Source organism: Yoonia sp. (assembly GCF_046498525.1).
Lineage (GTDB): Bacteria > Pseudomonadota > Alphaproteobacteria > Rhodobacterales > Rhodobacteraceae > Yoonia.
Window position 1 is genome coordinate 1 of record NZ_JAWOAN010000116.1, and the last position, 11,010, is coordinate 11,010.

Annotated in this window: 8 protein-coding genes; 6 read left to right on the forward strand and 2 right to left on the reverse strand. The window is 58.0% G+C overall.

Translation table 11 applies throughout. From position 1 onward, the window contains the following. The first annotated feature begins 45 nt into the window (after nucleotides 1–45). Nucleotides 46–1,500 carry an aldehyde dehydrogenase family protein gene (locus tag R6T97_RS08090; RefSeq protein ID WP_410348777.1) on the forward strand — a complete coding sequence of 485 codons (1,455 nt, stop codon included), beginning with the start codon at nucleotides 46–48 and terminating at the stop codon, nucleotides 1,498–1,500. Here R6T97_RS08090 and R6T97_RS08095 read toward each other — a convergent pair. Further along, complete coding sequence (locus R6T97_RS08095) at nucleotides 1,494–2,477, reverse strand: membrane dipeptidase (protein ID WP_410348778.1); 984 nt, start codon at nucleotides 2,475–2,477, stop codon at nucleotides 1,494–1,496. The two genes, R6T97_RS08090 and R6T97_RS08095, sit on opposite strands and share 7 nt — an antisense overlap. Next, nucleotides 2,477–3,928, reverse strand: coding sequence for an aldehyde dehydrogenase family protein (locus tag R6T97_RS08100; RefSeq protein ID WP_410348779.1), 1,452 nt, complete (start codon nucleotides 3,926–3,928; stop codon nucleotides 2,477–2,479). The genes R6T97_RS08095 and R6T97_RS08100 overlap by 1 nt, the downstream gene beginning before the upstream one ends. Nucleotides 3,929–4,156: 228 nt before the next feature. Between R6T97_RS08100 and R6T97_RS08105 the strand changes: the two genes are divergently transcribed. The 5 genes from R6T97_RS08105 to glgX form a co-directional block, all read left to right on the forward strand. Further along, a complete protein-coding gene (locus R6T97_RS08105) occupies nucleotides 4,157–4,498 on the forward strand; it encodes a RidA family protein (RefSeq protein WP_410348780.1) in 342 nt (113 codons plus the stop codon). A gap of 150 nt (nucleotides 4,499–4,648) precedes the next feature. Next, nucleotides 4,649–6,853, forward strand: coding sequence for a 1,4-alpha-glucan branching protein GlgB (glgB, locus tag R6T97_RS08110; protein ID WP_410348781.1), 2,205 nt, complete (start codon nucleotides 4,649–4,651; stop codon nucleotides 6,851–6,853). Between the two features lie 22 nt (nucleotides 6,854–6,875). Further along, nucleotides 6,876–8,132 (forward strand): glucose-1-phosphate adenylyltransferase, encoded by a 1,257-nt coding sequence (glgC, locus tag R6T97_RS08115; RefSeq protein WP_410348782.1) that lies wholly within the window; start codon nucleotides 6,876–6,878, stop codon nucleotides 8,130–8,132. Next, a complete protein-coding gene (glgA, locus tag R6T97_RS08120) occupies nucleotides 8,129–9,559 on the forward strand; it encodes a glycogen synthase GlgA (RefSeq protein WP_410348783.1) in 1,431 nt (476 codons plus the stop codon). Before glgC ends, glgA begins: the two co-directional genes overlap by 4 nt. Further along, the coding region (gene glgX, locus R6T97_RS08125) for a glycogen debranching protein GlgX (protein WP_410348784.1) at nucleotides 9,556–11,010 on the forward strand (1,455 nt) is incomplete at its 3' end. The genes glgA and glgX, both read left to right, overlap by 4 nt.

Sequence of the window (11,010 nt, forward strand, 5' to 3'; positions counted from 1 at the left end):
ATGACTTGGCTTCCTTCTGTGGCTTATGGAAACCGGCGGTATAATATGACTCTCATACCCTTGAATATCGACCCAAGAAAATGCTTCATCGCGGGGGCTTGGGTTGATGCGCTATCCGGCGAAACGCTCCCGCTGATCAATCCTTCGGATGGCTGTACGTTGTGCGAAATTGCGCGCGGCAAGGCTGCAGATATTGACGCAGCCGTGCAGGCCGCCAATGCCGCGCTTGCGGGTGACTGGGGGCGGGCAACTGCGGCAGAGCGCGGGCGCATGCTGGCCAGCATCGGGCGTGCGGTGCTGGATCATGTTGATGAACTGGCGCAACTCGAAGCAATGGATGTGGGCAAGCCGCTCAAGCAGGCGCGCGCCGATGTGCTGGCGCTGGCCCGTTATATGGAATTCTACGGGGGCGCTGCCGATAAGGTGCATGGCGAAACTATCCCCTATCTGGATGGCTATACGGTCTATACCCTACGCGAGCCGCATGGGGTCACGGGGCATATCATTCCCTGGAATTATCCGATGCAGATCATCGGGCGGTCCGTGGGTGCAGCCTTGGCGATGGGCAACGCCTGTGTGTTGAAACCCGCCGAAGAGGCATGCCTGACCGCGCTGGCCTTTGCAGAGATTGCAAGGATGGCCGGTCTGCCCGATGGCGCGCTGAATGTCGTGCCGGGGCTTGGGGCCGAAGCGGGGTCAGCGCTGTCGGCGCATCGGGGCGTGCATCATATTTCGTTCACCGGGTCTGTCGGCGTGGGCAAGATGATCCAGCAATCGGCAGGGGCCAATGTGGTGCCTGTAACGTTGGAACTTGGCGGCAAATCCCCGCAGGTCGTATTTGACGATGCCGATATCGAAGCGGCCCTGCCGTTTTTGGTCAACGCGGGCATCCAGAACGCGGGGCAGACGTGTTCCGCATCATCACGGATACTCGTGCAACGCGGCGTTTATGATCAGGTCGTCGCGGCAATGGCTGCGCGCTATGGCCAGCTGTGGACCGGACCGGCCATGACTGATCTTGATGTCGGGCCTTTGGTGTCGAAGCGGCAGAAAGAGATCGTCGAGGGGTTCCTTGCCAAAGGCGATGATCTGGAAGTCGTCGCGCGGGGCCAGATCATATCGGAAGCGCCTACAGGCGGTGCCTATGTTGCGCCGACGCTGTTTGCAGGCGTGAGTCCCGATCACACCTTGGCCCAAGACGAGATTTTTGGCCCGGTTCAAGTGATCATTCCCTTTGAAGATGAAGCCGAGGCGATTGCGATCGCCAATGGCACGGATTTTGGGCTTGTTGCGTCCTGTTGGTCGGAAAACGGTGCGCGGCAAATGCGGATGGCGCGGGCGCTGCGTGCCGGACAGGTGTTTATTAACAACTACGGTGCTGGCGGTGGCGTAGAGCTGCCGTTCGGCGGCACGGGATTTTCGGGACATGGACGTGAAAAGGGGTTTGAAGCGCTTTACGGATTCTCTGTTCTCAAGACCGTCGCGGCGCTGCATCACTGAGGGGCAAAGTTTTCGCCATAGAACCGGTGCCAGTTGCCGCCCATGATCGCTGCGACCTCATTATCTGAAAATCCGGTCGCTTTCAGGCCCGCTTCGATATTGTCAAAGTCGCGGTTGTCCTGAAACCAGCTTGGCATCGGGGGAAAGCCGGGTGCGGCGGCAGAGCCTTCGCCATAGTCGATTTCCTTGCTCCAGCGTCCGACGCGCATCCATTCGACCACACTGTCGGGTTGATCCTGACATAGGTCCGTGCCGATCCCCAAATGCGCTGCGCCGAATTTCTCGGCTGTGCGCGCGATCATTTCGCAGAAGCTTTCCAGCGTGCAGTCGGATTTGTCTTTCAGGTGATGCGGATAAACCGAAAATCCCAGCATCCCGCCGTTTTGCGTGACAGCGCGGATCACGTCATCCTTTTTGTTGCGCAGCGCGGGGGACCACTCAAAGGGGTTCGCATGGGTGATCGCGATAGGACGTTCCGAGATGTCGGCGGCCTCAATCGTCGAACGATCCGCTGAATGGCTCATGTCCACCACCAGCCCGACCCGGTTCATTTCCTTGATCACTTGGCGGCCCATGCGGGTGATGCCTGTGTCTTCGGCCTCGTAACACCCCGTCGCCAATAGCGACTGGTTGTTATAGGTCAGCTGCATAAAGCGGGCACCCAGCGTGTGCACGATCTCGACCAGACCGATATCGTCCTCGATCGGGCTGGGGTTCTGGAAGCCGAAAAAGATCGCCGTGCGTCCGGTTGCCTGTGCGTGGTCCACGTCAGAGGCTGATTGCCCTTTCATGATCAGATCGGGGTAGGCCTCGAACCTGCGGTTCCATGCTTCGAAGTTCAGCACGGTTTCGCGGAAATTTTCGTGATAGGCGATCGTGACATGCACCGCATCAACACCGCCTTCGCGCATCTGGCGAAAGATCTTTTCCGACCAGTTGGCGTATTGCAGGTTATCGATCCGGGGTGCGCGTGCCATTATAGCGGCTTTCCGGCGCTGATATAGGCGGTTTTGACGGTGGTATAGAACTCTGCCGCCGCCTTACCCTGTTCGCGTGGCCCGTAAGAGCTGTCGCCGCGTCCGCCGAAAGGCACGTGATAGTCGGTGCCAGCGGTCGGCAGGTTCACCGTCACCACACCTGTCCGCGCGTTCCGGCGGAAATGTGTGGCGCGGGCAAGGCTTTGGGTGACGATGCCGGAGGTCAGACCGAAACGGGTGTCGTTGACCGTGGCCAAGGCCTCTTCATAGCTATCCACCTTGATGACCGATGTGAGCGGCGCAAACATTTCCTCGCGGTTGATGCGCATGGCGTTGGTGGTGTTCACAAAAATGCCGGGTGCCATGTAATACCCGTCATGCGGCATGTCGAGCCGGGCACCACCGCAGGCCAGTTCGGCCCCTTCGGATTGCCCCAAGGCGACATAGTCAAGGTTTTCGTTCAACTGCTGTTCGCTGACGACCGGCCCCATCTGGGTGCCTGCCTCGAGAGCATGGCCGACGTTCATCGCCTTGGTGCCAGCAACCAGCTTTTCGACAAATGCATCGTGCACCGCGCCATGCACGACCAGCCGCGACGATGCAGTGCATTTCTGCCCTGTGCCGCCGAACGCCCCGCCAAGCGCCAGTGTCACCGAAAGATCAAGATCAGCGTCGTCCATGACGGCCAATGCGTTCTTGGAGCCCATCTCCATCTGCACTTTGGTGAGGTTCTGAATGGCTGCCGCCGCAATGCCCTTGCCCACAGGGACAGAGCCGGTGAAGGAAATTGCATCCACCTTCGGGCTTTCCACCAGACGCTGGCCGATATCACGGCCAGACCCCATCACGAGGCTGAACAGCCCCTTGGGGATATCCTGACGCGCGATGATCTCGGTCAGGGCGACGGCTGATGCGGGGGTGATATTGGCAGGTTTCCACACCACCGCGTTGCCATAGCAAAGTGCGGGTGCGATCTTCCATGATGCGGTCGCCGTCGGAAAGTTCCAAGGTGAGATAACGGCCACAACACCGACAGGTTCGCGGCGCACGTCGATTTCGACACCATCGCGGACTGAATCCGCGTTTTCGCCCAACTGGCGCAGGCATTCGGCGGCATAGTAGGTAAAGAACTGACCGGCACGAAAAACCTCGCCCTTGCCTTCGGCCAGCGGTTTGCCCTCTTCACGGCTGAGCAATGTGCCAAGCTCTTCTGCGCGGGCCATCAATTCGTTCCCGATCGCCATCAGGACGGCCTGCTTGCGTTCCATGCCATAGGCGGCCCATTGGGACTGTGCGGTCTTTGCCTGATCCAATGTCGCATCCAGTTGGTCGGTGCTGGCCTGGGCGAAAAGACCAATGACGTCGGTCAGATCAGACGGGTTGCGGTTCTCGATTTCGGACGCGCCTGTAACCCACTCACCGGCGATATAGTTTTGGTGCAGTTCTGACATGATCGTTTCCTTGTCTTTGAATTTCTTGCAGCTTGAGTATCTGATTATGACGTATGACGCATGAATAAAATTCCGGTTTTTTAAACCCGTCGGGTGGTTGCAAGCGGGGAGTCCTTGGAGGGATGAATTGGAAAAAGGCTTGCCATCATGGCTGATGTCTGACCATGAACATTGCAAAAGTTTGGCATTGCCGATGCGGCGTGCGGCGAGAAAGAAAAGGAACGACCTATGATTGAACGGATCGAGACAGGCGAACGGTCATCCAAGATCGTAAAGCATAACGGCGTGGCCTACCTCACCGGTCAGGTGGCCGAAGGCGACACCATTCAGGAACAGGTCCGTATCTGTCTGGACAAGATAGATGCGTTGCTGGAGCAGGCAGGATCATCGCGTGAAAACATGCTCAGGGTCACAATCTGGCTGGCGGACATGAAAGACTTTGCCGGCCTCAACGAAGTCTGGAATGCTTGGGTTCCTGCCGGACATGCGCCTGCGCGCGCTTGCGGCGAAGCCAAGCTTGCGCGGCCGGAGTTGAAAGTGGAGTTCATCGTGGATGCGGCTTACGCGTAAGTTGGTAAGTGGCGTCTCAACGTTCACAACATCCCGTTCCTTGCTGTCGCGTATCACCAACTGGTTGATGTCTGCGGTCCGTCCATATTTGACTCCGCTCATGGTTTCGGAACAGCATGTGACGTTGTCTGAAGTGTCGGAGTGACAGGAATGACGAGAAGCGAGAGTGCCAAAAGGCCAGAGTTCCTTTCCGATGATGTACTGGCTGCGCTCAACAGCGGCACCTGCAAGGATTCATTTAATGTCCTCGGCCCGCACAAGAGCGACAACACACGTTGGATCACGACGTTCCAGCCTGATGCGGTCGAAGTGGTCGCTACCGTTGCGGGCAAGCAAAAACCGTTGGTCCGCATAGCGGGTGACGTGTTTTCAACCCCGGCCCCCAGTCAGACCTACACACTGACCATGCGCTACGCGGATGGCAGCCAAAACACGATCCGCGATCCTTTTTCGTTTGATCCCGTTCTTTCGGATTTTGACCAATATCTGGTCGGTGAAGGCACCCACAAGGAACTCTGGCGCGTTCTTGGTGCGCATGTCACCAAGCATCAAGGGGCAAGCGGGGTGCATTTTGCGGTCTGGGCCCCCAATGCAAGGCGCGTCAGCGTCATTGGTGATTTCAACATGTGGGACGGGCGCAGGCATCCGATGCGCCCGGCGGGTGACACCGGCGTCTGGGAGATTTTTCTGCCGGGCATCGGTGAAGGTGCGCATTACAAATACCAGATTACCGGTGCGGATGGGCATGTCCGCGACAAGGCTGATCCGGTTGGGTTCGGATCGCAGCATCCGCCTGAAAAGGCCTCTGTCGTGCGCGATATTTCGGGCTATGGCTGGAAAGACGAAGCATGGATGAAAGATCGCGCCGCACGGGCCGACCGTGCGCAGCCGATTACCATCTACGAAGTGCACCTTGGGTCATGGCGGCGGCGTTATGACGATGGCGGCAGGCCGCTGTCCTATCGGGAGCTGGCGCAGGATTTGGTATCATATGTCAAACACATGGGTTTTACCCATATCGAATTGATGCCCATATCGGAGTTTCCCTTTGATGGGTCGTGGGGTTATCAGCCGATCGGGATTTATGCGCCTACAATCCGGTTTGGCCCCCCGAATGAATTCCGCGACCTTGTCGATGCAGCCCACGCCGCAGGCCTTGGTGTCTTGCTGGACTGGGTGCCTGGTCATTTTCCGACCGATGCACATGGCCTTGCGCAGTTTGATGGCACAGCCCTTTATGAACACGCCGACCCGCGTGAAGGGTTCCATCAGGACTGGAACACGCTGATCTATAATTACGGGCGGCGCGAGGTGAAGAACTACCTTGTCGCCAACGCGCTTTACTGGCTTGAGGAATACCATCTTGACGGTCTACGGGTCGATGCTGTCGCCTCCATGCTTTATCGGGATTATTCGCGCAATGAGGGTGAATGGGTGCCCAACAAGCATGGCGGTCGCGAGAACTACGAGGCTATCGCTTTCTTGCAGGAAGTGAACGTCGCAGCCTACGGCGCCGACCCCAGCATCATGACAGTCGCCGAGGAAAGCACGTCGTTCCCCGGCGTCTCGCAGCCTGTGCATGATGGGGGGCTTGGCTTCGGGTACAAATGGAACATGGGCTGGATGAATGACACGCTGAGGTACATGGAAAAAGACCCCATCTACCGGCAGCATGATCATCACCTGATGACTTTTCCGATCGACTGGGCATTCACTGAAAACTTCATCCTGCCTATCAGCCATGATGAAGTGGTGCATGGCAAAGGGTCCATGCTGGCTAAAATGCCGGGGGCCGCATGGGAGAAATTCGCAAACCTGCGCGCCTATTATGCGTTCATGTGGACCCAGCCGGGCAAGAAGCTGTTGTTCATGGGGTGTGAATTTGCGCAGCCCGAAGAGTGGAACCACGACGCGGAACTGAATTGGGGCGCGGCAGAACAACCGGCCCATAAGGGTATTCAGCATCTCGTGCGCGATCTGAACCGGATTTACCGCGAGATACCTGCCTTGCACGTCAAAGACTGCGACGCAGGCGGCTTTCAATGGATATGCAACGATCCTGTGCAGTCAACGACGGGATACGTCCGATTTGGGGCTGACGGGGATGCACCGGTTTTGGTCGTTTGCAACTTTACATCGGTCGAGCGGTCGAATTTTCAGATCGGCGTTCCGGAGAACGGCTTTTGGGAGGAAGTGTTGAACACGGATGCGGACATCTATGGCGGTGGCAATCGCGGGAACCTGGGGGGCTGCGCAGCGCAAGAAAGGCCCGCGGACGGGCAGGCGCAATCTGTCATGCTTACACTGCCGCCACTATCTGTGGTCGTTTTGAAAAAACGCGATACAGTGGGCTAGGACTTCAAGAGGGGGAGACGACATGCCGACAAAGCGTATTACACAAAGGTCCATGGCCTTCGTATTGGCCGGTGGGCGGGGGAGCCGCCTGAAGGAACTGACGGACCGCCGTGTGAAACCTGCCGTCCCGTTCGGGGGCAAGGCGCGGATCATCGACTTTGCTCTATCGAATGCCGTCAATTCTGGCATCCGCAAATTGGCCGTCGCCACCCAATACAAGGCGCATAGTCTGATCCGGCATACCCAGCGTGGCTGGAACTTTTTTCGGGCCGAGCGCAATGAATTTCTGGATGTGCTGCCGGCCTCTCAGCGCGGCGGAAACGAGAGCTGGTATAAGGGCACGGCAGATGCGGTGACCCAGAACATTGATATCGTTGACAGCTACAATGTTGATTATGTGATCATTCTGGCCGGTGATCACATCTACAAGATGGACTATGAAATCATGTTGCGCCAGCATGTCGATACCGACGCAGACGTGACGGTCGGTTGCCTGACGGTGCCGCGGATGGAGGCCACGGCCTTTGGCGTGATGGACACCGACAGCGAAGGCCGGATCACCAGCTTTCTTGAAAAGCCAGCGGACCCGCCCGGCACGCCGGAAGACCCCGACATGGCTCTGGCCTCTATGGGGATCTACGTCTTTGACTGGAAATTCCTGCGCGATTTGCTGATCAGGGATGCGGAAAACCCGGACTCGACGAATGATTTTGGCAATGATCTGATCCCCGATATCGTCAAGAACGGCAAAGCCATGGCGCACCGGTTTGACGAAAGCTGTGTGCGGGCCGAAGGTGCGCCCGCCTATTGGAAGGACGTGGGCACCGTCGATGCGTTCTGGGAGGCGCATATCGACCTGACCGACTTTACGCCCGAACTGGATTTATGGGACAAGGAATGGCCGATCTGGACCTATAATGAAAGCGTGCCCCCGGCGAAGTTTATCCACGACGAACGTGACCGGCGCGGGATGGCGATTTCGTCGATGATTGCGGGGGGCTGTATTATTTCGGGAACCGAGGTGCGTAATTCCGTGTTGTTCACGAATGTGCACACAAATTCCTATGCGGTGCTTGATCATGCCGTCATCCTTCCGAATGTCTTCATTCACCGGTCTGCCCGTTTGCGTCAGGTCGTGGTCGATAGCGGCGTGGTGATCCCTGAAGGATTGGTGGTGGGCGAAGACCCTGTCGAAGACGCCAAGTGGTTCCGTGTTACGGATCGCGGGATCACGCTGATCACGCAGGATATGCTGGACAAAAGGGCTGCTGCCTTATGACGAACGCGCTTTTCGTTGTGTCTGAATGTGCGCCATTGGTGAAAACTGGCGGTCTGGCTGACGTGGCCGGCGCATTGCCAGTGGCGCTGGCCGCGCAGGGTGTCGCGGTGCGGGTTCTGCTGCCCGGCTACCGCAGTGTCATGCGGCACACAGGCACTGCGAAGACAGTCGTGCGCTATGACGCGCTTTTTGGCGGTGCGGCTGAATTGCTGGCTTGCAAGGTTGCGGGCGTTGACTTGCTGATCCTCGATGCCCCCCATCTGTATGATCGCGACGGGGCGATCTATGGCGATGCGACGGGGCAGGATTGGCCCGATAACGCAGAGCGGTTTGCCGCCCTTTGCAAGGTTGGTGCGATGATCTCTGCCGATGGTGTGGATGGTTGGCGGCCCGACATTGTGCATGGTCACGACTGGCAGGCGGGTCTGACGCCAGAGTACATGCACATACTGGGGGTGGATGTCCCGTTCGTCTTTACGATCCACAACATCGCGTTTCATGGCAATGCCGAGGCGGGCAAGCTTAAGACGCTTGGCCTTGATCCGGCACGGTTCAACGCGGACCACTTTGAGTTCTGGGGCCAGATTTCAGCGCTGAAAGCCGGTCTGGTCGGTGCGGCCAAGATCAACACCGTGTCGCAAACCTATGCCGAGGAATTGCTGACGCCCGCGTTCGGCATAGGCATGGATGGCGTGCTGCGGGCGCGGCAAGCGGACCTGTCAGGCATCGTGAACGGGATCGACCTTGATGTCTGGAACCCGGAGACTGATCCGAACATAAAGACGTATCAATCGCCGGCCGGAAAAGCCCCGAATAAAAAAGCACTCCAAATGACCTTCGGGCTGGGTGCATCCGACGGCCCGCTCTGTGTGCTTGTATCCCGCCTGACGGAACAGAAAGGCATCGACCTTTTGCTTGATGCGCTGCCCGCACTTCTGGATCGCGGCGGGCAGTTGGCCTTGCTTGGCTCGGGTGATCCCAAGCTTGAGGTGGCGTTGCTCGAGGCTGCGGAGCGCCATGAAAACCTTTCGGTGAAAATCGGTTATGACGAGGCGCTTTCCCATCGGATGATGGCGGGGGGAGATGTCATTCTGGTGCCGTCCCGTTTTGAACCCTGCGGGCTGACCCAGCTTTATGGATTGCGGTATGGGACGTTGCCTCTGGTGGCGCTCACTGGCGGACTTGCCGATACCGTAATCAACGCGTCCCCCGCTGCACTGGCGCGCGGCGTTGCGACCGGATTGCAGTTTTTTCCTGTCAACGCGCAGGCACTTGCGAATGCGTTTGCGCGGCTTGCCGATCTTTATGATGACGGCGCAGTCTGGAAAACCATGCAGCGCAATGCCATGAAGCAACCTGTCGGCTGGGAAACATCGGCCGCCGCCTATAAAAACATCTATGACAGCCTGACAGAGACGCACACTTGAACATCGGCCCATTTCAGACACGACCGGGACGCCCGTCACCGTTGGGGGCGACGCTGGATCCTGACGGCGTGAACTTTGCCGTCTTTTCGCGCTATGCGACCAAGGTTATGTTGTGCTTGTTCGACGAGGACGGTCACGAAAACCAGATCATCACCCTGCCCGAAAGAGAGGGGCATGTCTGGCACGGGTATTTCCCCGGAATGAAGGCGGGCCAGCAATACGGGTTCCGGATGGACGGTCTCTATGATCCCGAAAACGGGCACCGGTTCAACCCCTACAAGCTGTTGGTCGATCCTTATGCCAAGCAGTTGACGGGGCATCCTAAATGGAATGACGCGCTTTTCGGCTATCAGACCGGTCACAAGGATAAGGACCTGAGTTTTGACAAGACCGACAGCGCACCCTACATGCCCCGCTGCGTTGTCGTTGACCCGTCTTTCAATTGGGATAACGCGGCAGAGCCCCGACATGCGCTGGAAAGCTCGATCATCTATGAGGCGCATGTCAAAGGCCTTACGGCGGGCCGCCGCGACATTCCGAATCGCGGCACCTATCTGGCGATGGCGTCAGGGCCGATTCTCGAGCATCTCAACAGTCTTGGTGTGACAGCGGTTGAATTGCTGCCGGTGCAGGCCTTCCTCAACGAGAAATTCCTGCTGGACCGCGGTTTGACCAACTATTGGGGCTATATGACCTACGGGTTCTTCGCCCCCGATCCGCGCTACATGCAAGGCACTGATATCGCTGAATTTCAGCAGATGGTGCGGCGTTTCCATTCCGCCGGGATCGAAGTGATCCTTGATGTGGTCTACAACCACACCGCCGAAGGGTCCGAGCTGGGGCCGACGCTGATGTTTCGGGGGCTGGACAACGCAAGCTATTACAGGCTGGCCGACAATCCACGCTATTACATCGACGATGCGGGATGCGGGAACACGCTGGATTTCGAAAACCCGTTCGTCATTCGTCTGGTCATGGACAGCCTGCGCTATTGGGTCGAGGTCATGCATGTGGACGGCTTCCGCTTTGATCTTTGCACGGCCTTGGGGCGTACGGCACGCGGGTTCGAACGTGACGGGCCCTTCTTTCGCGCCATCGGGCAGGATCCGGTGCTTAATCAGGTCAAGCTGATCGCAGAGCCTTGGGATATCGGGCCGGGGGGCTATCAACTAGGCGCTTATCCTGCGCCTTTCGCCGAATGGAACGACAAGTACCGCGACAACATCCGCGAATTCTGGCGCGGGGATGCAGGCAAGGTCAGGGACGTTGCCGAGCGGTTGGTCGGGTCAGCACCTTACTTTGATCATGACGGCCGGGCTGCGACCTCATCACTGAATTTCCTGACCGCGCATGACGGTTTTACCCTGCACGACACGGACAGCTATAGCCGCAAGCATAATCTGGCCAATGGCGAGGACGACAGGGACGGGCATTTCAACAACCGTTCCGAC